This is a genomic window from Streptomyces bikiniensis (assembly GCF_000716625.1).
Lineage (GTDB): Bacteria > Actinomycetota > Actinomycetes > Streptomycetales > Streptomycetaceae > Streptomyces > Streptomyces bikiniensis.
The window spans coordinates 1-20,589 of the sequence record NZ_JNXJ01000068.1 but is presented as its reverse complement, the minus strand read 5'-3'; the positions used below and the strand labels follow the sequence as shown (position 1 = coordinate 20,589).

20 protein-coding genes and 2 pseudogenes are annotated in these 20,589 nt (G+C 71.5%); 12 read left to right on the top strand and 10 right to left on the bottom strand.

Annotated features, from left to right (window positions below):
- Positions 1 to 223 (top strand): annotated as a pseudogene (locus OO47_RS31490) (ferrochelatase); the annotation flags it as partial.
- Positions 224 to 316: 93 nt separating this feature from the next.
- On the opposite strand, the gene OO47_RS31485 reads toward OO47_RS31490, so the two are convergent.
- On the bottom strand, positions 317 to 565 hold the full coding sequence (locus OO47_RS31485) for a hypothetical protein (protein ID WP_030222858.1): 249 nt from the start codon (positions 563 to 565) through the stop codon (positions 317 to 319).
- Positions 566 to 1,119: 554 nt separating this feature from the next.
- Here OO47_RS31485 and OO47_RS31480 point away from each other — a divergent pair.
- Both OO47_RS31480 and OO47_RS36635 read left to right on the top strand, forming a co-directional pair.
- Positions 1,120 to 2,181: a MerR family transcriptional regulator gene (locus OO47_RS31480; RefSeq protein WP_051716404.1), complete on the top strand. Its 1,062-nt coding sequence runs from the start codon at positions 1,120 to 1,122 to the stop codon at positions 2,179 to 2,181.
- A gap of 320 nt (positions 2,182 to 2,501) precedes the next feature.
- The gene (locus tag OO47_RS36635; protein WP_158708736.1) at positions 2,502 to 2,993 is read left to right on the top strand and encodes a hypothetical protein; all 492 of its coding nucleotides are present in this window, start codon (positions 2,502 to 2,504) and stop codon (positions 2,991 to 2,993) included.
- A 291-nt stretch (positions 2,994 to 3,284) separates the two neighbouring features.
- Here the strand turns inward: OO47_RS36635 and OO47_RS31470 are convergent, their stop codons facing one another.
- The 4 genes and pseudogenes from OO47_RS31470 to OO47_RS37085 form a co-directional block, all read right to left on the bottom strand.
- Entirely contained in the window at positions 3,285 to 3,890 is a 606-nt protein-coding gene (locus OO47_RS31470) for an ankyrin repeat domain-containing protein (protein ID WP_078490095.1), read from the bottom strand.
- 246 nt (positions 3,891 to 4,136) lie between these two features.
- Positions 4,137 to 4,656: pseudogene (locus tag OO47_RS33730) on the bottom strand (pyridoxamine 5'-phosphate oxidase family protein).
- 381 nt (positions 4,657 to 5,037) lie between these two features.
- A complete protein-coding gene (locus OO47_RS31460) occupies positions 5,038 to 5,532 on the bottom strand; it encodes an ATP-binding protein (protein WP_030222867.1) in 495 nt (164 codons plus the stop codon).
- Positions 5,533 to 5,689: 157 nt separating this feature from the next.
- Entirely contained in the window at positions 5,690 to 5,851 is a 162-nt protein-coding gene (locus OO47_RS37085) for a hypothetical protein (RefSeq protein ID WP_158708735.1), read from the bottom strand.
- 470 nt (positions 5,852 to 6,321) lie between these two features.
- Here OO47_RS37085 and OO47_RS31455 point away from each other — a divergent pair, with 470 nt between their 5' ends.
- Positions 6,322 to 7,164, top strand: a complete 843-nt coding sequence (locus OO47_RS31455; RefSeq protein ID WP_030222869.1) for a class I SAM-dependent methyltransferase — start codon at positions 6,322 to 6,324, stop codon at positions 7,162 to 7,164.
- An 845-nt stretch (positions 7,165 to 8,009) separates the two neighbouring features.
- Here OO47_RS31455 and OO47_RS31450 read toward each other — a convergent pair.
- Positions 8,010 to 8,516, bottom strand: a complete 507-nt coding sequence (locus tag OO47_RS31450; RefSeq protein ID WP_030222876.1) for a hypothetical protein — start codon at positions 8,514 to 8,516, stop codon at positions 8,010 to 8,012.
- A 153-nt stretch (positions 8,517 to 8,669) separates the two neighbouring features.
- Here OO47_RS31450 and OO47_RS31445 point away from each other — a divergent pair, with 153 nt between their 5' ends.
- Entirely contained in the window at positions 8,670 to 9,101 is a 432-nt protein-coding gene (locus tag OO47_RS31445) for a MarR family winged helix-turn-helix transcriptional regulator (protein WP_051716405.1), read from the top strand.
- 305 nt (positions 9,102 to 9,406) lie between these two features.
- Here OO47_RS31445 and OO47_RS31440 read toward each other — a convergent pair whose 3' ends face one another.
- Positions 9,407 to 10,249, bottom strand: a complete 843-nt coding sequence (locus OO47_RS31440) for an SDR family oxidoreductase (RefSeq protein WP_030222882.1) — start codon at positions 10,247 to 10,249, stop codon at positions 9,407 to 9,409.
- A 243-nt stretch (positions 10,250 to 10,492) separates the two neighbouring features.
- Between OO47_RS31440 and OO47_RS31435 the strand changes: the two genes are divergently transcribed.
- A complete protein-coding gene (locus OO47_RS31435; protein ID WP_033211012.1) occupies positions 10,493 to 11,860 on the top strand; it encodes a UDP-N-acetylmuramoyl-tripeptide--D-alanyl-D-alanine ligase in 1,368 nt (455 codons plus the stop codon).
- Positions 11,861 to 12,204: 344 nt separating this feature from the next.
- Positions 12,205 to 13,470, top strand: coding sequence for a hypothetical protein (locus OO47_RS31430; protein WP_158708734.1), 1,266 nt, complete (start codon positions 12,205 to 12,207; stop codon positions 13,468 to 13,470).
- A 660-nt stretch (positions 13,471 to 14,130) separates the two neighbouring features.
- On the opposite strand, the gene OO47_RS31425 is transcribed toward OO47_RS31430, so the two are convergent.
- A complete protein-coding gene (locus tag OO47_RS31425; RefSeq protein WP_030222892.1) occupies positions 14,131 to 14,739 on the bottom strand; it encodes a MerR family transcriptional regulator in 609 nt (202 codons plus the stop codon).
- On the opposite strand from OO47_RS31425, the gene OO47_RS37080 reads away from it, so the two are divergent.
- The 4 genes from OO47_RS37080 to OO47_RS31410 all read left to right on the top strand — a co-directional run bounded on the left by OO47_RS37080 (position 14,718) and on the right by OO47_RS31410 (position 16,466).
- Positions 14,718 to 14,888, top strand: a complete 171-nt coding sequence (locus tag OO47_RS37080; RefSeq protein ID WP_158708733.1) for a hypothetical protein — start codon at positions 14,718 to 14,720, stop codon at positions 14,886 to 14,888. The two genes, OO47_RS31425 and OO47_RS37080, sit on opposite strands and share 22 nt — an antisense overlap.
- A gap of 190 nt (positions 14,889 to 15,078) precedes the next feature.
- The gene (locus OO47_RS31420; RefSeq protein WP_030222895.1) at positions 15,079 to 15,306 is read left to right on the top strand and encodes a hypothetical protein; all 228 of its coding nucleotides are present in this window, start codon (positions 15,079 to 15,081) and stop codon (positions 15,304 to 15,306) included.
- A 265-nt stretch (positions 15,307 to 15,571) separates the two neighbouring features.
- The gene (locus OO47_RS31415; protein ID WP_030222898.1) at positions 15,572 to 16,057 is read left to right on the top strand and encodes a WapI family immunity protein; all 486 of its coding nucleotides are present in this window, start codon (positions 15,572 to 15,574) and stop codon (positions 16,055 to 16,057) included.
- A gap of 166 nt (positions 16,058 to 16,223) precedes the next feature.
- Positions 16,224 to 16,466 carry a DUF6411 family protein gene (locus OO47_RS31410; protein ID WP_030222902.1) on the top strand — a complete coding sequence of 81 codons (243 nt, stop codon included), beginning with the start codon at positions 16,224 to 16,226 and terminating at the stop codon, positions 16,464 to 16,466.
- A gap of 376 nt (positions 16,467 to 16,842) precedes the next feature.
- Here the strand turns inward: OO47_RS31410 and OO47_RS31405 are convergent, their stop codons facing one another.
- Both OO47_RS31405 and OO47_RS31400 read right to left on the bottom strand, forming a co-directional pair.
- On the bottom strand, positions 16,843 to 17,940 hold the full coding sequence (locus OO47_RS31405; protein ID WP_234323361.1) for an esterase-like activity of phytase family protein: 1,098 nt from the start codon (positions 17,938 to 17,940) through the stop codon (positions 16,843 to 16,845).
- A 526-nt stretch (positions 17,941 to 18,466) separates the two neighbouring features.
- Complete coding sequence (locus OO47_RS31400; RefSeq protein ID WP_234323360.1) at positions 18,467 to 18,898, bottom strand: TspO/MBR family protein; 432 nt, start codon at positions 18,896 to 18,898, stop codon at positions 18,467 to 18,469.
- A 548-nt stretch (positions 18,899 to 19,446) separates the two neighbouring features.
- On the opposite strand from OO47_RS31400, the gene OO47_RS31395 reads away from it, so the two are divergent.
- Complete coding sequence (locus OO47_RS31395; protein WP_030222909.1) at positions 19,447 to 20,025, top strand: hypothetical protein; 579 nt, start codon at positions 19,447 to 19,449, stop codon at positions 20,023 to 20,025.
- Positions 20,026 to 20,589: the final 564 nt, after the last annotated feature.

The following is a 20,589-nucleotide window of genomic DNA, read 5'->3' as shown; positions in this document are numbered from 1 at the left end:
CGGCCTGCCCGTCCGGCGCTCGGCCACCGTCGGCTCCGACCCGCGCTTCGCCGCCGCCGTCCGCGACCTCCTCCTGGAACGAGCCGCCACCGAACGGGGCACCAGAGTGGAACGGTGCGCCCTGGGCACCCTCGGCCCCTCCCACGACCTGTGCCCGACCGGCTGCTGCCCGGCCCGGACCGAACGACCCGCAGCCGCCGGCGCCGACAGCCCCTACGCGTGACGTCCGGGAGGCCCGGTGGGAAGAGGAACGCTCGTTCTCACCGGGCCTCCGGAGGTTGCGGGCGCTTCACGGCGCCGGGTCGACGACCGTCCGTCAGGCGTCCACCCCGAAACCGGCGGGTCGTGCGGTCTGGTCACGTTCGTAGTTCGCGAGCGCGAGGCCGAGCCCGAAGAAGGTCGGCGCCCACTCCCCCACGAAGATGCCCCAGCGGTCGGCCCGCTCCAGGTTCTCCTGCCGGTTCGACGTCAGCCATGAGACCAGCGACAGTCCGATCGACCCCACGGCGGCCAGATACGCGTGCTCACTGCGCACACCCGACTCGTGCAGCTTCTTGACGATCATCTTTCCTCCTGCGTCATGAGGGCCTCCGGTTCCGGAAGCCGGTTTCCTGTCCGTTCAGGCGGGGACCCGCGACTCCGGATCCCGTGACGACGCGCCCTCCTCGGTCAATCGCCACGAACTTCCGGAGCACGAGGGCGGGAAGGACGGGAAGACGTGCCCGGCCACATCGATCCGCCACGCGTGCTCCTCGGCGCAGTCGCACACGAACGTGCCCGCGCCCGGAGTGCAACCACCGGGATGGAACAACTCGGCTCGCGACAATTCCCTCTCCTCACCTTCCGAAAGCTCCCGTAAGGTTCATTCGGGACATACTTCTTCGGAGCTCGCCGCGCGGATGCAGTCCGGTCGGCTCTCCTCGCGGCGCCTCGCTCACCCGCCCGGCGACCCCCGTGCCTCCACTCGTCCTCGCCGCCCGGGCGCATCCACGCGTCCTCTCCGTCGGAAAACCAGGACGACGGCCCGGTGCCCCCGGGCACGAAGACCTGTGAGCACACCACACCCGGGAAGAGGAGGACGTTCCGTCCTCCACCGGCTCCACGACGAGGAGCGAAGCCATGGCCGGAAACCGATACGGAATGACCACCGGGGCCGTCGCCAGGCACCTGGGGGTGTCGCCGACCACCGTGCGCTCCTGGGAACAGCGGTACGGCCTGCGTCCGGCGGTGCGCGAGGAAGGGAGGCATCGCCGCTGGACGGCCGAGGACGTCTCGATGCTCGAAGAGCTGTGTCGGCTGACCGCTTCCGGGGTTTCCCCGGCCGAGGCCGCGCGCGTGGTCCTGACGAGCCGCGACACGCCCACCGACGGCTCCTCACGCCCCGCCCGGCTGCCGGATCCTTCCGCAGGAAGCGAAAGGGTGGCCGTTCCGGAAGTCACCCGTCGGCCCGGTTCCCGCCAGGCCCTGCCTCCGGACACGGTGCGTGCGGAATGCCGGGGGCTGGCGCGTGCCGCGGTGAGGCTGGACGGTCCGGCGATGGACGACCTGCTGGAGCGGGCCGTCCGGAAGCACGGACTGGTCGTCGCCTGGGAGGAGGTCGTCGCGCCCGCTCTCCACGCGGTCGGCAAGAAGTGGGAATCGACGCAGGAGCGCTACGTCGAGGTCGAGCACCTGCTGTCGTGGCACGTCTCGACGGCCCTGCGCCGGATGATCGTGGCAGGATCCGCAACGCCTTCGGCCGCACCACCCGTCGTCCTGGCGTGCACGCCCACCGAGCACCACACCCTTCCCCTGGAGGCGCTGGCCGCGGGGCTCGCCGAACGGGCCCTGCCGGTGCTCGTCCTGGGCGGCTCGGTCCCGGCCGAAGCGCTCGACGCCGCGGTACGACGGTGCGGCCCCGCGGTGGTGGCCCTGTGGTCCCAGGCCCGCGCCACCGCCGACCGCCCCTTGGCCGCACAAGTGGCGGGAACCGCCTTCGGACCGCGAGGAGCCCGGATCGCGCCGATGGTCCTGCTGGCAGGTCCGGGCTGGGCGGGCGGACCCCGGGAAGCCGGCGTACTGCGGCCCGGCGGGCTGGGAGAAGCGCTCGACGCGGTTTCACGGCGGTACGAACGGTTGCGTCTCCCGGTGTCGGAACGGCCCGGGTCCGCGCGTTCACCCGGGTCTGTGTCCGGATCATGAGCGGTGACGTGAAAGTGCTTTCCGAGCCGGGGCGACGAGGCTTGTCCAAGGTCTCTGTCATCGCAAGCAGGAAGGCACTTTCTGCGTGCGCACCACCGGGTCACGCCCCAGGCTCGTCGTCTCGACCGACGGTCGCGGGGTGGCCGACCGCGCCGGGGATCCCCACGGGCCCGGACCTCTGCCTCCACCCGGTCCGCCAGGACCACGGACAACCCTGGACCTGGTTCTGCGGGTGACACCGTGTCGGTGCCACTCCCTACCGTCCGAACCGTCCCCCTCCGCGCACCTCGGCGGCAGCCGGCGAACGGTGGTGATCCTCCTTGTCCCTGATCGACGGGCCGCTCAGCCTCCACGCTGCGGTCGCCGAACGCGGCGATCCTGACCGTACGGTACGAGTTCCAGCAGGTCGGCGCCGTCGGGACCGGCTTGAGAGCCGTGGTGACGTGGCCGACGCGCACGGGGCGACCACGACGTTCCCGTTCTACGGGGAGGGCGTCCACGGGATCGCGCGCAGCGCGGCCGCGTACGAGCGGCACATGACGCTGACCAGCCCGGAGGCGGACGGCCGCGGCGGTCGTCCTGGACGTGGCCGTTCTGCAGGGCACCGCGGAAACGAAGCCGCCCTTGTCGGCCGCGACGGCGGGGAACTGTGCCAGGAACCGACGCCGGGCCGGCTGCACGAGGCGCTGTCGGTGCCGGTGGCCGACCTGGTGTCGGTGCGAGACCATGACCCCCTCGATCAGCGCATGCGCACAGCGCAGCAGCGGCGGTCGGTGGACATCCGCAGCCACACCTCCTCGCCGCCGGCATGAGCGCCGCCTTCGGAGGCGACTGCTCCCACGCGTCCGTCGGACACGTCCACTCGATGCCATCGGTACGGGCCCGCACCGACGCGGTACGCACGCTCAGCGCCGTGGCGGAGGTGTCCGGGGCCGTCTTGAATATCCGTACCTCCGTCGGTGCACGTTCGATCCCCAGCCCCCGGGCCCCCTCCTGCAGCGAGGCGCGCAAGCGCCCCGCGAGCCACTGCCTGCCAGAATTCGGCGGCTGTCCGTCGACATCGAACTCGGCCCGTTCGCCGGTGAAGTCGGACGGGCGGAGGTTCAGTCCTCGACACCTGCAGCATGAAGGGCGTCGTTGACGAGCCTGTACTTCTCTGCGTTCCTCGGATGCCGCTCGGCGCCTGCGCGGGCCTCGTTCAACGCCTTCGCTGTCGGGGTCGCCCCCCGGGCGAGCAGTTGGCGCACCACGCTCACCTGCCCGAAGGCGGCCGCCCACTCAAGAGGCGTCTTGCCTTTCATCGTCCCGTTGATGTCCGCACCATGGCGCAGGAGCAGGTCCACGGTCTCCAGATGCCCCCGCTCCACGGAAGTCGCCGCCAACACCAGCGGTACGTAGCTCCTTCTGCCCTGGGCACCGATGGGGGCGCCGGCGTCGAGGAGAGCCCCCACTACTGCCGTGTGCCCGTACATCGCCGCCAGGCACATCGGCGTCAACTCGCTGTATTCGCCCGCCGGCTGCCGTGGATCTGCTCCCGCGGCAAGGAGCACACGAACGATCCGGGCGTGCCCTGCGTGTACCGCGAGATCGAGCGAGGTACGCCCAGCGGTGCCGACGGCATCCACCTCGGCACCGGCGTCCAGCGACTGTGTCACCGATGCCGCGTCTCCCTCCTCCGCGGCCCGTGTCAGCCGATCCACTACGTCCATACTTCGATCATGCCGGGTCGTCCGCTTCGGCGGCAAACGGTCCGGGCTCAATGCACGGGACACACGGAACCGTCCTGTGGAGCGCGGGTTCGAACACAATCGGGCGGTGGCCCTTCCCGTCGCAGGCAAGGTGCTGTGTGGTGGCCGTGCCTCCCCGGGATCGGCCAGAACCGTGATCGCCCGGGTCGTCCTGCCGGTGCTTCCCTCTTCTCATCCGGTGGCGCCGATGTGCCCACGGGCCCGGCGTCACGTTCCGGTGAGCTTGTCGAGGTCGGGGGCGTAGACGGTCATCCAGTGCGGGTTCAGCCGGTAGTAGACGACCTCGTGGTTCCAGTCGAAGGCGTCGTCGTCGCCGTAGAAGTCCTTCAGGTAGGCGAGGAGTTCGTGCCAGTCGGCCGTGGTTTCGGCGTTCTCGGGGTTCATCTCCTCCACCGTGCCGTGGGCGAACACGCCGAGGTCCTCACCGCGCATGTGCGCGACGCTGGCGGCCGGGCGGGCGGCGAGATGACGGGCCTTGGCGGCGTTGCGCGCCGTGCCGAAGTGCCACCGGCCGTGCAGGAAGTGCCCGTCGGCGCCGCTGATCCGAGGTTCGCCCTTCGCGGTCACCGTGGAGACGGCGAGCGTGCACATGCCGGTGAGGACCCCGGTGAGCTGCGCCGCCGTGATGGTGCGGCCCTCGACGATGGAGCGGAGGTGTGCGGTCGAGCCGGAGAGAGGAGGCGAGGAGGGACTGGAGCTTGTCGAGTTCTTCTGGGGTTTCACGCATACGTCCATGGTCGACCGTAAACCCGACATCCTCTGTCGTCATTGATGAAACATCGGTGGGGCTCGATGGTCGCCGAGGGAGCCATTCGCCGCGCACGACCGTCGGGCACGTGGATCTCCTGCCAGTCCTGCCGGAAGCCGGCCGAACCCTGCTTCCCAGCTCCTCGTCGATCAGGCCGGGGTGATGTTCACGGTCCGTTGCCCGGGCGCCTTCGATTCCGCCACGCTGCAAGGCGCGAACCGGTGGACGGATTGGAATCCGTCCGACACACGAAACGCCCTTGCCCGCTCCGGTGCCGTGGAGGTCGGCAGCAGGCTCCCCGTCCGGGGCATTCCGCGGGCCGGGTCCAAACACTCAAGGCGCTCGAGAGAAGCCGGTCCGTCAGATCTGTCCGTTCTCCAAAGGCCAGCGGCCCGTAGGAGCACGACTGGTCTCGTCGGCCAGGGTGAGGAGGACGGTGATGCGTTTGCCGACCGGTTCGCGCCGTGCCTCGAAACTGTGGGCGACGGCCACGACGATCTCCAGACCGTGCTGCCCGACCCGGCCGGCATCCGCGGCCCGCGCCACCGGCAGCACCGGATCACAGTCCCACACCCCGATCTCCACCATCCCCCCGACGATCCGCAGATCCAGCGCCGCCGGCCCCGGCGCGTACTTGCGGGCATTGGTCACCAGTTCGCTGACCACCAGCTGGGCCAGATCGATGGCACGCTGAGACACGAGCAGCCCATACTCGGTCCGAGCACGGGTGAGGAAACCGCCGGCCAGACGGCGGGCACGGGAGATGTCACTGTCGTCACCGTGCAAAGCCGTGGTGGACCGCATGACCTGCTCGTCCGGTGCGGCGCCGTCCTCGCCCACGGGCACTGCTTCCATCACTGCCGCCTTCGCTACCCCGTTCGCCCTTCGCGCCCCACCCGCGCTCGGATGAACGGCGTCTGCACCCCCCACATGAGACCGATCACATGAAGATGTCGCCGTGAGCCTGCGGGGGCAGGAACTACGGACGAAGGTCTGGCAGTGCCAGTATCACTCACATGGCTGACAGTGAGGCGACGAAGACCGAAAAGACCGACTCTTCGGACCGCCTGACCGCCACCGCCACCGCCACCGCCACCGACGACATCCACGTCGTCCCCCGCACCCGGATGGTCACCGACATGCGGCACGTCGCCTTCATCGGCTCCAGCGGCATCAACTTCCTCGTCACCGCCCACCGGACTCCCACCGAAACCGGCGGCCGGCTGCGCCCGGCAGCAACCACCACCCCTGTGACACGTCGTCGGCCTCGACACCGGTCCGAAACTGCTGAGCACACGCTGAGAAGTGGAACGTACGGACGAAGGGAGTTCCTTCGGTCCCACGCGGGCGAGGAAGTACGTGATCGACCGGAAGGAGGTCCGCGAGGGGGACGGCGCCGGAGGTGACCGTCGCCGGCCGGCGAGGCCGGTTCCGGCGAACGGCGAGTTCGTCGCACCGGGCGGCTGCCGTCCGGTTTCTCTTGAGCCGGTCGGTTCCGCAGCCGAGCACATGCCGCTGCCGGCAGTCGCCCTCCCCCGGCTCCGGCGGCCGCCGGCATGATCGCACGGTACCGGGGGCAGGATCGGTGGGATTCGCATACGTGCGACGGCGGTCGGATCGTGCCGGGAAGGAACCAGGACAGCGATGAGGAAAGACACCGGTGTCGAGCAGGGCCGCCCCGGCATCCGGCCGACGGTGCAGGAGACGTACGGGCCCTTGGACCTCGGGCACCAGCCCCTGTTCGGCGGCGGCTTCATCAACTTCGGTTACTGGCGGGGCATCGACCTGGCCGGCCCGCTCGGTGAGGACGAGCGGGCCCGCAGCCAGCGGGCCCTGTACCGGCACGTCCTGGACGCCGCCGGGCCGCTGCGCCGACGTCAGGTGCTGGACGTGGGCTGCGGACTGGGCATGGGCTGCGCGGTCGCCCTCACCGAGTACGAGCCCGATGGCGTCACCGGCATGGACATCCACCCCGACCAGCTGGCCAGGGCCCGCGAGGAGCAGGCCGTTCTGCTGGGTGAGCAGTCGGGCCGGCTGCGGTTCGCCGAGGGGGCCGCGGAGCAGATGCCCTGGCAGGACGAAGCGTTCGACGTCGTCGTCAGTGTCGAGGCCGTGCAGCACTTCCCCGACCTCGCCGGTTTCGCGGCCGAGACGGCGCGGGTCCTGCGGCCCGGCGGCACCGTGGCCGTCACCAGCTTCTTCACTGCGGACGAAGCCCCCGGCCGTCCCGAGCAGCTCGCAGGGCTGCTGGACACGTACGCGAGCGGTCTGGACATCGCCCGGCCCGTGACCGCCCTCGCCGAGGCCTTCAGGACCGCGGGCCTGGTCGACGTGCGGACCGGGTCCATCGGCCCGGAGGTCTGGCCTGGCTGGGACGCCTGGCTCGCCCGCTGGTGGGCCCCGGGCACCTGGCCGCGCAACTTCCTGCGCGCATACGAGGACAAGATCCTCGACTACTTCGTCGTCACGGCGCTCCGGCCGCTCTGACCCGCACCCCATCCGCCGCCGTCCCGGGTGCCCCCCATAATCGTGCTCTGAACGTGCACGTCAGGGGCACGTTCCTGTCTTGGGGCACGTTCCTGTCTTGAGGAAGCCTGGGGCAATGGCTCCTGCCACACCGCTGCCGACCCTGCGCCGGGCGACGGCCTTCGGTGCAGCCGCCTTCCTGGCGGCCGTCGGCCTCGCGCCCACCGCGGCCCGCGCCGACGTCGTCACGCCCCGACCGCGCCCTCCGCGCGGATGCTCACGTACAACGCCTGCGGCAACCCGTGCACACACGAAGGGGTCACAGCGGCGCAGTGGGCCGCCACGATCAAGACCTCGATGGACAACTGGTCCGCCGACCACTTCAAGACCGTGCAGGGCGACGCCATGGGCCGCGCCGTCAGCACGTCCGACCACGACCTGCTGCGTGGTGCGGCAGCCCGGGAGCAGGCGCCCGAAGCAGCCGACCGGAGTGCGGCAGTCCCCACGTGCGGCACGGCCCGGCCGATGAGGGGCAGGGCACCGGGTCCACGCGCGGGAGGCTCCGGCCGAGCTCGTCAGCCGATCAGGGCCTGCGGGCCAGAAGGCCGACGGGGGCGTCGGGCGTCAACCGCGGAATGTCGTAGGCCGTGGGGAACAGGTTCGCGGTCGGCAGCAGGAGCCGCAAGCCGGCCGGTGCGGCGTCGCGCCGGAGGGCGTGGTCCCTTTCCTCGAGCGCCGCGCCCCCGAGTTCCCCGGGCTCGACCCGCGGGACCTGCCGGCGTATCTGCCGTGGCGCAAGGACGGGGAGATGGAGGACCGGTCGTGACCCGTGCGGTGCGGAGGCGGGAAACAGGAGGTCGAGCGGGTCAGCCTCCGGTCGAGGAGCCCGGTCGGACGACCATGAGGACGAGGACGACGGCCCAGAGGAGGGAGAAGATCCCCGTGGTCATCGACAGTTGCTTGAGGAGCGCGGCCGGTTCCTGAGCGGTGTCCGTCGCGGCGGGCACGTCCGTCGCGGCGGCCGCACGGCGCCCGTCCTCGTTCAGCATGGCCAGGGCCTCCTGTTGACCGGGAAGGACACGCGTGATGAGCAAACCCGCCGCGATCGCCGTCAGCGTGAGCGAAGCGATCACCCAGGGGTCCTTCGTCACCCCCATGGCCGCGGCGGTGGCGATGCCCAGCAGGGGGACGGCGGCGCCGACCGTGGCGTACACACGGGTGAGCCTGTGCAGCAGACGGGCCTCGGGGGCCCGGTTCGAACAGCCGTTGAGACTGTTGCGCACGCTTCGGGGGAAGAGGCTGGCGGCGACGGTCACCGGCCCCACCGCCAGGACGGCGACAAGCACGTGCAGGGTCAGAAAGAACTTGCTCATCGGACTCCCTCTGGTTTTAGCTTGGCTAAAACTGCCGACAGGGACAGTAGCATCGGGGGACGACGAGGCGAGAGGAGGGCTGCTGCGGTGACCGATGATTCTTCGGACCGCCGAGGAGCGGTGCCGGAGGGAACGCGGCGAAGGGGCCCGGGAATGCCCCTGTCGCTTCAGCTGGCGGGCATCGGACGCATCGTCCGGGAGGAAGTCGAGGGCCGTCTGAAGGAGGTCGGGCTGTCCGTCCGGCTCCTGGGGGTCATGGGCCATCTGTCCGCGTCACCGGGTCTGTCCATCAGCGAGCTCGCCCGCAGGGCCCGGATCAGCGCACCGAGCATGCTCTCCGTCGTGCGGCGGCTGGAAGCGGAGGGCCTCGTCGAGCGCGTCAGCCCCACGGGCAGGGGCAACACCGCACAGCTGAACCTGACGGACGCGGGGCGACAGGCACGAGCGCGGGCTGACGAAACGCTGTCGGATCTCGACGGCGTGCTCTTCGGTTCCCTCCCCCCGGAACAGCGTGAAGCGCTGGCCGGCGCCTTCCAGCGGGTCGGCTCCACCCTCCTCGACCCCGCTGCGCGCTCCGCCCGCTGAGGGGCTCGTGCGACGTACGGCAGTCGCCGCCGATCAGGCTGCGCCCCCTACCGCCGTGGCCGCCACGTACCCGATGGCGATCGGCACGCTGCGGGGCCCTCCTCGACACCGAGGCGCGCGCAGAGGCCGCCGAGAAGGTCGACGGCAGGGAGCGGTCGGGCCGGGCGCGGCTGGTCGTCGGCCCGCGCGACGCGTCACGGGTGGTCCGGTGCGACCGGTCGGGTGGCGTGGTCGCGAGCGGCGTGGCCGGGCCGGGACGCCGAAGGAGGTCTTCGGGCTGTCCGGCGGGAAGCGGCGCCGGTCGTTCAGTCCGGCTGCGGTCCGTCCTCACTCAGGAACTCGCGGGCGCCGCGAAGCCGGGTGGCCAACTTTCGCTGAGTGGCGCGGCTGTCGAGCCGTACGACGAGCCCGCCCGGCAGGCCCGTGGTGGAGCGGAGCGCGGACGGGAGCCGACCGGGGCCGAGGCCGTCGCGGAGGGCGATGAGTTCGCCCAGCTCATAGCGGCTCACCGCTTCCGGGCCCGCCAAGTGGAGGATGCCGGCCGTGTCGGAAGGGGCGATCTCCCACAGGGCGGCGGCCAGGTCTCCCACGTGTACGGGGCAGCGGACGTCGTCGGTGAACAGGGCGCCCCGCCGGGTGCCGGCGGCCAGCGCGTGCACCAGCCGCTCGTGCGCGGAGCCACCGCCCCCGACGATCAGGGAGGTGCGGGCGACGGCCGCGCCGGGGCACAGCAGGCGTACGGCGGTCTCGGCAGCCGCCTTCGCGGCCCCGTACGGGGTGAGCGGGTCCGGGAGGCACGTCTCGTCGTACTGCGCGCGGTCCGTACCGGAGAAGACGGCGTCGCTGGAGACGTGCACCAGGCGGATACGGCGCTCGGCCGCGGCCAGGGCGAGACGGACACCCCCTTCGGCGGTGACCGCCCAGTCCGCTCCGCCACTCGTCGCGTTGATCACCACGTCCGGAGCCACCGTATCGAGGACCTCCTCCAAACGGAGGGGGTCACGAAGGTCGAGACGGTGCCAGGCCGCTCCGCCGCGGCCGCCGGGGCGGGAATGGAACGTGGCGGCCGGTGAGCGGCCCGCCGCCACCGCCTGGCGCACCAGCTCGGCGCCCAGGAAGCCGCTGCCGCCGATGATCAGCACCGTCATGCCGTCCCACGCTACGGACGAACGCGGGTGTCCGGAGCCGCTTTGCCGCAACTCGTCATCGGGCCCGGAGAAATGGTCGACCCGGTCGGCCGATCGGCAGCGCGTTCAGCCGGTCCCCCGGCGTGCCGGGGGTGAGACTGGCGGGTGTGCCCGACCGCGTGCCCGTCGCGCCCCCGGGCCGGCCCGTCCCGCCTCTCCGCCCGCCGGGACATCGTCCTGCCCCCCCATCAAGGAGCCGCTCGTATGATCCCCATGACCCTCAGCGAGATCGCCACCGCCACCGGGGGCGTCCTCCACACCACCGACGGCTCCCCCACGGTCACCGCGCCGCTCGCGTTCGACTCCCGCCACCCCGCGCCCGGCGCCCTGTTCGCCTGCCTCTCCGGCGCTCTGGCCGACGGCCACGACTTCGCCGCCCACGCCGTCGCCCAAGGTGCCGTCGCCGTGCTCGCCCAGCGGCCGGTCCGCGTCCCGGCCGTCCTGGTCCCCGACGTGCTGACCGCCATGTCCGACCTCGCCCGCACCGTCCACCGGCGCTACGACGGCACCACCATCGGCATCACCGGCTCGGCGGGCAAGACCACCACCAAGGACCTCCTCGCCCATCTCCTGGCCGCCCACGGCCCCACCGTCGCCAACCGGGCCAGCTTCAACAACGAGATCGGCTTCCCCGTCACCGTCACCGGTGTCCGGCCCGACACCCGCTACCTCGTGCTGGAGATGGGCGCGCGGGGGAAGGGCCACATCCAGACCCTGTGCGACATCGCCGGCCCCGGCATCTCCACCGTCCTGGGCATCGGCTCCGCGCACGTCGGAGAGTTCGGCTCCCGGGAGGCCATCGCGGACGCCAAGGCCGAGATCGTCCGCGCCCTGCCGGCGACCGGCACGGCCGTCCTCAATGCCGACGACCCGCTCGTGACCGCCATGGCCCGGGAACACGCGGGCCCGATCCTCACGTTCGGCACCGGCGAAGGCGCCGACGTCCGGGCCACCGGCATCGGCTCCGTCGAGGGCCGTCCCTTCTTCACCTTGCGCCACCGTGACCAGGCCGCACCGGTCCAGCTCGCCCTCCACGGCCGGCACAACACCACCAACGCGCTGGCCGCCGCCGCGACCGCCCTCGCCGCCGGCGTCCCTTTCGACACCGTCGCCGCGGCCCTGCCCGAGGCGCGGATGGCCACCGGCGGACGCATGGCCGTCACCACCCGCACCGACGACGTCACCATCATCAACGACGCCTTCAACGCATCCCCCGAATCCGTCCTGGCCGCCCTCGACGCCCTGACCGAAGTGGGACGCGGCCGCCGACGGGTCGCGGTCCTGGGCGAGATGGCCGAGCTCGGCGAGGCCTCCACGGAGTGGCACCGCCGTGTCGCCGACGCCGCCGCCCGCGCCGGCCTCGCCCGCCTCCTCGTCGTCGGCACCGGCGAAGACGCCGACACCCTGGCCGCCGCCTACACCGCCGCCACCGGAACCGCTCCCGACCGGCACACCCCCGCCACGGTCGGCGCCGCCGCCCGTTCCCTTCTGCTTCCCGGCGACGTCCTGCTCGTCAAGGGCGCCCACGCCCTGGGACTGGACACCGTCGCCAACCAGCTCCTGACCGTCTGAACCCCGCAGGACCGCCGGTACCCGAGCGGACGGCCACCTACCGGCGACAACGTGCTCAAGGGCCCGACGGCGGGATCCGGGTCCGCGTCTGGACGCAGCCGTGCACGGATTGGCATGATCACGACTCTCATCCGTATTTGTTCGCACGAAAGCCAGAGCACGTTGACTCCGCATCAGCTCACCACACGCCGCTCCCGTCGCCATGTCGGCTGGGTCGCCGCGCTCGTCACGGCGGTCCTGACCGTGCCGGTCCTCAGCCCCCCCCGGCACTGGCCGCGGCCCCCGGAGACCCGGCCGCCGCCTCCTCCTTCAACCTCAAGCCCGGACCGGACCTGAGCGGCACGGTGGCCGCGTTGAAGGCGGCCCTGCCGACAGAAGGCGTCCAGGACCTGCTCGACGACGGCAACCGCATCGCGAAGACCGGTACGTCATGCACCACGGATCCGTTCGGTGCCGGCGACAACGGTGCGGTGCTCGCCCCGGCCCGCAAGTTCTGCTGGGACGCGGGCGACGCCGGAACCGAGGAGTGGATCCCGCAGGGCATCACGGGCGTCTCGGACGCCCAGGCCGACGAACTCTGGGGGACCCGCAAGCCGCTGGTCACCGCCTGGTACGACAAGGCGAACCCCGCCCTGTGCACGGCGGACTCCGGCACCTGTCCCGACAAGGGCGTGCGGCTGTCGTTCCTGGACCCGGAGACGCCCGTGACGGGCACCCCCGACGGGTACCGCTACCGCCACGTCCTCCTCGTCGAGCCGTACGTCAACTCGTACGGCAACGCCTCCTACCGGGCCGTCGACGTCCACGCCGGAGGCATCGCCTGGTACAAGCACCACCTGTACGTCGCCGATACCCTCAACGGCCTGCGGGTCTTCGACATGCGTTCCGTCCTGGACCTCAACCCCGACCGGAACGCCTCGGTGGACGACACCACGCTCAACGGGCTGAAGAGCAACGTCACGGACGAGAGCAAGATCGGCAGGCAGAACAGTGTGTACTACGGGCACACCTACCGGTACGTGATGCCGCAGGTGGCGTCGTACAAGTTCGTCGCCGCCCAGGGCAACTCGTCCGCGGGCACCTGCGTGGCCACCGGGGCGCCCAAGGCGTCGTACGTCTCCATCGACCGCAGTTCCCCCGACGCACCCGCGCTGATCATGGGCGAGTACTGCAACTCCGACACCGACCACCCGGAGAGGGGCCGCGTCGGCGCGCTTCCCGTCAACGACGCCACGGGCCTGCTCCAGCAGACCGGCGAAACGGTCATCGCCACCTCGGCGTACCACCTGCCCCGCGACCTCACCCAGGGTGCCGCCCGCTACAACGGCATGTACTACTTCAATCGCAGCTACCTCGACCACAGCGGAAGCCTGCGCCGGGCCACCGTCACCAACGGTCGCCTGGTGGACTACGGCAGCAACATCACCAACGCGGTGGGTCCCGAAGACCTCTACGTCGAGCACGGCCAGAGCGTGTCCGGCGCTCCCCAGTACCTCTGGTCGCTGACCGAGCACCGTGCGGACACCACGGCAGGCTGCACCGACGCGGGCTCCCCGTGCGGCCGGGTGATCTACGCCCACCGGCTGAGCGACGTCCTGGCCCGCCCGTAACGTCCGGGGCGACCGACCCGTCGGGGGCGCCGGTGCCGGCGCCCTCCCCGGACACCGTCCGGCGGATCGTGCTTCGGGGTCGAGGGTCCGGAGGTCGCAGAGGTGGGAGCGGTCACCCTTGAAGCCGCACCAGACGGCGGCCGGGGCTCGGGTTCGTCGGACCGTGGTGCCGGGGCGCTCTCCTCCTTCGGGATGTGCGGCTTTCCCTTTCGGGCGCCGGCCGCGTGCTGACGAGCGCGGCAGGACGGCGGTCCACGTCCTGATCCGGCAGGGGGCCGGCCGCGCGACCCGGCGGACTCGTCGACCCCTCAATCCCATTCCGTGGATGCCGGAGGGTCTCGAACATGCCGAACGGCTCGCACCACCGCCCGATGGTGCGAGCCGTTCGACAACCCGAGAACCAGCCGGAGGGGGGAACCGGCGGGCTCTTCCTTCACAAGGGGTCCCATGGACTCGACGACCTCCTGCCCCCGAAGCCCGCATCCATTCCCCCTGACTTTCCGGAGAGGGGCCGGCAGGCCGGGAGAGGTCGTCCTGCCGGCCCCAGCGGCCGGGGCCGGGATCCTCACGATCGCTGCCACGGACACGGCGGCGGGCGCCGCTCTCGCCGGCCGCCGCCCGGGCCGGGCGCCCGCGCGGTCGGCCCGGGGGCCGTACCGCCTACCGCCAGGCGGCCGTGTCCGGGTCGATGCCGTGGGCGCGGGCGCTCGCGTCCACGACCGTGCGGAACCACGCCGCGAGACCCGGGCGGACGCTGTCGCAGTGCGCGGCGAAGCCCGGACCCGACGCGTACGTGCGGGCCGCCGAACGCTCGGCGTACTGGCGCCGCTGCAGGGTATCCCCGTGCCGCTGCCGGGCCTTCACCGACCCCTCCGGGTCCCAGTCCGGGCCGAAGATCGCGGCCTGCTGCTCGACGGTCAGCAGCAGACCGCGTTCGTGCGCCTCGATCATCCGGTCCAGGCCCGCGCCGAGCCGCTGGAGCCGCTCGACGCGTTCCGCGACCTGGGCGCGCTGGGCGCGGAGTGCGGCGGGGACGTCGGTGCCGGCGTCGTCCAAGACGGCCTGGACACGGTCCGGACCGAGGCCGATCGCGCGGTGGACGACGACGCGGTGCAGGCGTTCGAGATCGGCGGCGGTGCAGAGCCGGTACCCGGCGCCCGTACGCAGCGAGGGCCGGGCCGGGCCGATCTCGTCCCGGTGGTGCAGCGCGCGGACGGTGACGCCGAGGCGTGCGGAGACCTGGCCGGGTGAAGCGACGCGAGGAACCACTCGTCGACCCCGCCATGCTGCAGAACAGGCGACTCGGGGGCGTCCAGAACGCCGTCACCAACCTCGGCGCTTCCCTCGGCACCGCACTCGTCGCCCTGTTCTCCACCCGGCGCGTTCCCGTCACCCAGCCCGGTTCGACCGGTCCGTGAGCCGTACTCACGCCGTCCTTGCGGGACCGTCCGGCGGTTCCCTGTCCGGACCGTCCGGGGCGGCAGGCGCCGAGGGGGACTGGCGATCGGGCCGTAACCCGCCGGTGTGACGGCGGGAGGTTTCGGGTCCGCCCGGGCGACCCACGCCCTACGTTCGGTCCTTCGATCACTGCTCACGAAGGACCGTTCCATGACGACTCCGGGTCAGCCCCCCGCTCCGGCCGGGCAGCCGCCGATCATCATCAACAACAACGTCACCGCCTCGGCCGCCGCGTCGGCGGTCGGCGGGTACGGGACGGTCCGGCGACGACGCCAGTCCTTCGGGATCCACTGCGTCCTGCTGCTCCTCACCTGCGGGATCGGGAACGTCTTCTACGCCGTGCACGTGTCGCGCTGGAACCGGGACCGGGGCCTGTGACCGGAGACGGTCCGGACTCGGACGACCTGCGGGCCCGCACCGGACGCGATCCCGAGGAACGGCGAGCAGCGGCCCGCCGGGGCTCGGGTGGCGTGGTGCTGCGTGCGACCGGTGCTCGTGCCGCTGACAGGACCCGGTCGACCGCCCGCCGGGTCGTGGTGGGTTCCCGGTCGTCCCCGAGCCGGAGTCAGGGGCGGCGCTCTGGTCCGTACACCTGGGCCGAGGGCCGAGTCCGCCGCCGGTCGACGCGTGACATCCTGGCCCCGTGCTCCTGAACGATCCCACCACCAGTGTCGGCCTCCACCCGGTGCGCTATCAGTTCGCCACCGTTCGGGGCGATTCCTTCGACGACAACTGGCTTGTCGTCGAAGGCACGGTGGCGACTCCTGAGGGAAAGTGGTCCTTCGCCGATCCGTGTCTGCTCACCGACGAGGCCCGCCGGGTGTCCGCGTGGCTGCGCGCGGTGGCCGCAGGGACGGTGGACGTCACCGAACCCGATGCCGAAGGCGAGCTGTCGCCGGACACATGGTTCGTCGAGCCGGTCGTGGCTCTCAGCCTCGCCCGTCGAACGGAGGGCGGGACGGCGGTGATCCGCGTTCATCTGTCCCTGGAGGCGGCACCTCCGTGGCAGCAAGACGATGACGCGGCCGACCTCTACCAGTACGTCGTGGAGGTCCGCCTGGACGCCGCGGCGCTGCTGTGCGCGGCTGACGAGTGGGACCTCTCCCTGGCTTCCCTCCCGCCCCGCTGATCCAGCCCACCCGGCACCACCGGGACAACCAATTCCTGTCCGCCGGGGTCGGACTTCGCCTGCGCCGTAGCCCACTTGGCGGCCGGGCGTGAACGAAGGTTCGCCGGGTACGCGCGGTCACACACGACGAAACGTCACCGCGCCACCGAGGAAGTGGAGTCCGACCATGATGATTGCCGGAATCGTCGCCATCTGCGTGGTACTCGCCGTTCTGGCGTTCTTCCTGCCCCGCCTCTCCAAGCACCCCGAGCGCGGTACCCGGAAGACCCTCGGCCTGGGCTCCCGCGCAGGCGGCAAGGCCCCCGGCCCCCTGGGTCGCCTCTTCAGCAAGCCGTTCCGCAGCAGCTCGAAGGCAGTCGGCAAGAGCGGCTCCTTCGGCCGCCGCGCCCGCGGCCACATGCCGTTCTGAACCCACAGTCCCCATCGGCCCGGCGCCCGGCTCACGTCGGCGGCCGGGCCGCGGCGTGTCCGTGGTGGGCCCGGTTTCCGGTGTCGATGTCGGGGTGCCTCCCCGACTCGGGGAGGTCCTGACGGGGCGACGCCGAGACGTACGAGACCACCGTCATCCACCGCGACCCCGCACCGTGAGCCGCGCGCGGAAACACGTCGTGCCCCGTACCGCGCGATCACCGGGTGAGGGACACGACGCGAACCGCGGAGGGCGTGTCGCGGCGCGGCCGCGGTCGAAGCGCAAGGGGCTTGGGGTAGGGCGAGGACACCCGCGGTGAGCCTTTGCGCGCAGGTGCCCTCGTGTGCTCATGGGCGAGTGCCGGGCGGTGGTGCGGTCACCTGATGCCGAGGGCGACGATCTGGGTGATCGCCTCCCTGTCGAAGTTGTCGTCGCTGACGAGGACCAGCAGTCGTTCCCCGGAGGGCAGGTCCGGCCCCCAGGTCATGCCCTCGGTGTTGTCGACGGCCGAGAGGCCCAGGGCGTCGAAGTCCGCGACGAGCTTCTTGCGCATCGGCACGACGGCCCGCCCGGCCAGCGACTCCGTCTCCCGCACATCGGTCGCCCCGCGTGTAGTGGCGTCGAAGAGGCGGATCTTGTAACCGGCGCCGGCGACCCAGGTGCGCTCCAGGACCAGATAGCGGTTGGGCTGGTCGGGGAAGGCGAGGATGGACGGCACTCCGGTGTCCGGACCCCAGGGGCTGTCGGGGTCGTTCTCGGCGAAGATCTTCTCCAGCGGATAGGCGAACTGTCCGAGCACCCGGCCTTCCCGGCTCTGTTGTGTGACGCGGACCAGCGCGCCGTTGTTCACGTCCGGTTCCGGGCCGTCCTGAAGGAGCGGTCCCTCGACCGCGCTGGTCACCACCTTGCCCCTGGAGCCGAAGGTGATCGCCTCGATCGCCTGGTTCCGGCGCGGTCCGCGCTCTTCCATCGTGATCGTGTAGTTCGCCGGCAGCCTCAGCCGGCCGAGGTGGTCGCCGGTGGGAGAGGCGTACTGGATGGAGGGCTGGATGACCGGCGGGCCGGCCGTCTTGGGACGGTCGCCTTCCTGTGCCCACCAGTAGGCGCAGCTGCGCGGGTCGACCCGGATCTCCTCCGGGTCGACGGCTTCTCCGTCCCCGGTGGTCGGGGCCGGGTAAACCGAGCCGTCGGGTTGGAGGAAGGGGTGGGTGCCGGTGAAGTCGACGGCGTGCACGCCGCCGGCGTCCACGTCCAGCTCGGCGGTGTAGAAGCGGGCAGGCTGGAGGTAGGAGCGGTCGTCGCTGATGAACACGTACTCGCCGGTGCACGGGTTGCGGTCGATGCCGGAAAGGCCCCCGACCGTGGTGTCACGGAAGGTGAGCTTGTGCGGGACGATCCTTTCACCGAGCAGGCGGGCCTGGAGGGCGCGCCCCGATCCCTTCCCGGAATCTCCCGGTTGGGCGGATGCGGTCACGGCGGGGACCAAGGCGGAAGTCAGAAGAAGGGCTACGGCGCACGCGCTGCGCGTCAGAGAAGAACTCACCGGATGATCTTGACCTGTGACAGGCCGGGGCACAGTCGCCCAATCGGGTACGTCTGTTGGTACTGGGCTCGGCTCCTGGGATCTGGCGCACTCGTGGCCGAGGCGCGGGGACCGGTGTTCACGGGCGGGCGCGGGACGAGCCGGTGGGACGGGAGCTCCTGCGGGCGGACGGACGGCCGCGCCGGCCGGAGTCAGGGATCCGGATCCGGATGGCGTGGGCGGAGACGCCCGGCTCGCGGGTGAGCTCGTGGGCGTTCCCTCGCCGCGTACCGGCGCCGAAGCCATGCCGGGAACACCGTCGGGCTCCGCACCGCTTCGTCTCTCTTCTCCGGGCCGACGCCCCGTCCTGTCGGAGGACGCACCGGCATCCGGGACGAAGGACGTTCGGCATCACCGTTCACAAGTCGATCGGGAGTGGCTGGAGGATCGGTGTTTCCGGGCAGCGACATCGGGTCGTTCAGGTGTTGGAGAGCCAGATCGTGAGGTTGAGGGCCGCGGCGAAGGTCACCCAGAGCGCGTAGGGGACGAGCAGGAGTGCGGCAGCCCTGCGGTGGCGGGCGAAGAGGACCGTCGTGGTGAGGAGAGCCGAGAGGAGGAGGCAGATGTCGAGGAAGGCCAGGCCGTACTGGCCGGCGGCGAAGAAGAGCGGGGTCCAGGCGAGGTTGAGGAGCAGTTGGACCGACCACCAGGTCATGGCCGTACGGGTGGATCCGTGGGGGTTTCGCAGTACCAGCCACGCGGCGACGGCGACGGTGCCGTACAGCACGGTCCACACGGGCCCGAAAAGCCATCCGGGCGGGGCCCAGGACGGCCGGTCCAGCGCGTTGTAGGTGTCGCCCGCGTCTGCGGACGCCAGCCCACCGAGTGCGGCAACGGCGTAGCAGATCAACAGAAGCCCCAGAAGAACGGGCCAACGTGAGCCCGGGTGCTTGCGTCCGGTTCGAGAAAGCTCCGCATTCGGCACGGCACACTCCGCTTCTGCAGGGATGAGAACGACGAGTCCTTTCCAGCCTGACATCTGTGCCGGTCGGCTCCCTGGTCCCGGTCGGCTCTTCTCGTCAGAGGGGTGACACGGGCGCCCACGGGCCCAGACGCTGCGCACGCAGCAGTCCGTGCTGGTACGCGTGCGGACCCCGGGATCACGGGGCCGCTCCCCTCGTGTGCCTGCGTGGTGGGTGGAAGGGCGCGACGAGGCGGTCCGACCGGGTAGGGGCGCGCGAACCGGGCGGGCACGGTCCTGGACGCGCTCGGCGCGCAGTATCGCCGGGCGGTCGCTCCTCCCCGAGGTCGGGTCCGTACCGAAGAAGACCAACGCCGTAGTCGCCTTCGGAGCCAGGCGGTTGCGCACCGTGCGTCCCCCGTCGGGGCGACGCGGTCGGGAGGGGCTCGCACCACGGCGTTCGCAAGGGTGTCAGCGGTGGCCGGTACGTTGTGCCCATGGGTGTCTATCTGGTGAGTGTCGCCGCGCAGGACTGGTCGCGGCCCGGGGAGGACGGTTACGGGGATGTCGCCGCCGCACTGAACACCGAACTGCGGCGACGCGGGCTGCCCCCTTACGACCTGTCGCGGGTCGCGCGGGAGGCGCCGGGTTGGTTCGAGGAGAAGGTCAGCCCGTCCATGGACGGCTTCGTGGCCCTGTGCAGGAAGCGGCTGACCGATGCGGAGCTGTCTGCTCTCCTCGACTGGAGCGTGCTGGTTCCCTTCGCTCTGGAGGAGACGATCGTCCTGCCCGTCGGCACCGCCTACTCCGGCGAGGAGACGGTGGTCTCCGGGGCCCCGCAGGTGCTCGCGCTGGCCGAGCGCCTCGCCGGCGCCGTCGCGCTGCCCGTGGACGCGATACCGGAGGGCGAGAACCTCGCACTGAGCCGGTGGTTCCTGGAGGACGGAGCGGAGCGGACCGCCCGGGCGCGGCCGGGCCCGTGGGCCGAGCAGCGGGACACGGCCTTCTACGTGGCGCTCTACCTGCGCGCCGCGCAGTACTCCGTGCGGTACGGCTGCCCGATGACCTACTCCTGAGCCACAGCGGGGGCCGGAGATCGTGCGCGCCCCGGGTACGACGCGGACCGGTGGCGCGGACGGGCGCGTCCTCGGTGGACGGCCACCCGTGCAATGCGCGCCCGGCAGCAGTGATCCGGTTGCCTCGTGACAGCCGTGACCGTCATCGCTGCCCAACGACGTCATGAGGGACGTGGTCGCTGTGTACGCGCCGACCGGCGCAATGGGTGGAGCCGTCATCGGGGCGGGGGACGGTGCTCGGGCCGCTGTCGCTTCATCCCGGACAGGCGGTGGAACGTCGCGAGCCGCTGTCGCGACAAGAGGATTCGGCTGCCGTTCTCGACGAGGGTTGAAGACAGGGCAAAGAGCCGGTGTCCTCTCCAAGGTCTCCACGCATCGAAGCAGATTTCGGGGGTAAGCGGTCTTCGGTCGTTTGGGATCTGGAAGTCGTCGAGAGCGGGGATGCCGTGGAGCGGATCGTGGATGGTGCAGACCGGCGAGCGGGCCGGGAGGCGGCCCTTTCGGTGTCCGGGGTCTTCCAGGGCAGCCTGGACATCGCAGCCGCCCGCGACCTCGCCCACCGCT

Excerpts from the sequence above, each read along its gene's own strand:
- OO47_RS31435 (WP_033211012.1), top strand. The coding sequence starts at position 10,493 with ATGATCCCCATGACCCTCAGCGAGATCGCCACCGCCACCGGGGGCGTC.
- OO47_RS31395 (WP_030222909.1), top strand. The coding sequence starts at position 19,447 with ATGGGTGTCTATCTGGTGAGTGTCGCCGCGCAGGACTGGTCGCGGCCC.
- OO47_RS31440 (WP_030222882.1), bottom strand. The coding sequence starts at position 10,249 with ATGACGGTGCTGATCATCGGCGGCAGCGGCTTCCTGGGCGCCGAGCTG.
- OO47_RS31445 (WP_051716405.1), top strand. The coding sequence starts at position 8,670 with ATGCCCCTGTCGCTTCAGCTGGCGGGCATCGGACGCATCGTCCGGGAG.
- OO47_RS31410 (WP_030222902.1), top strand. The coding sequence starts at position 16,224 with ATGATGATTGCCGGAATCGTCGCCATCTGCGTGGTACTCGCCGTTCTG.
- OO47_RS31460 (WP_030222867.1), bottom strand. The coding sequence starts at position 5,532 with ATGGAAGCAGTGCCCGTGGGCGAGGACGGCGCCGCACCGGACGAGCAG.
- OO47_RS31485 (WP_030222858.1), bottom strand. The coding sequence starts at position 565 with ATGATCGTCAAGAAGCTGCACGAGTCGGGTGTGCGCAGTGAGCACGCG.
- OO47_RS31480 (WP_051716404.1), top strand. The coding sequence starts at position 1,120 with ATGGCCGGAAACCGATACGGAATGACCACCGGGGCCGTCGCCAGGCAC.
- OO47_RS31450 (WP_030222876.1), bottom strand. The coding sequence starts at position 8,516 with ATGAGCAAGTTCTTTCTGACCCTGCACGTGCTTGTCGCCGTCCTGGCG.
- OO47_RS37085 (WP_158708735.1), bottom strand. The coding sequence starts at position 5,851 with ATGCCGCTGGAGCCGATGAAGGCGACGTGCCGCATGTCGGTGACCATC.
- OO47_RS31470 (WP_078490095.1), bottom strand. The coding sequence starts at position 3,890 with ATGGACGTAGTGGATCGGCTGACACGGGCCGCGGAGGAGGGAGACGCG.
- OO47_RS31455 (WP_030222869.1), top strand. The coding sequence starts at position 6,322 with ATGAGGAAAGACACCGGTGTCGAGCAGGGCCGCCCCGGCATCCGGCCG.
- OO47_RS31420 (WP_030222895.1), top strand. The coding sequence starts at position 15,079 with ATGACGACTCCGGGTCAGCCCCCCGCTCCGGCCGGGCAGCCGCCGATC.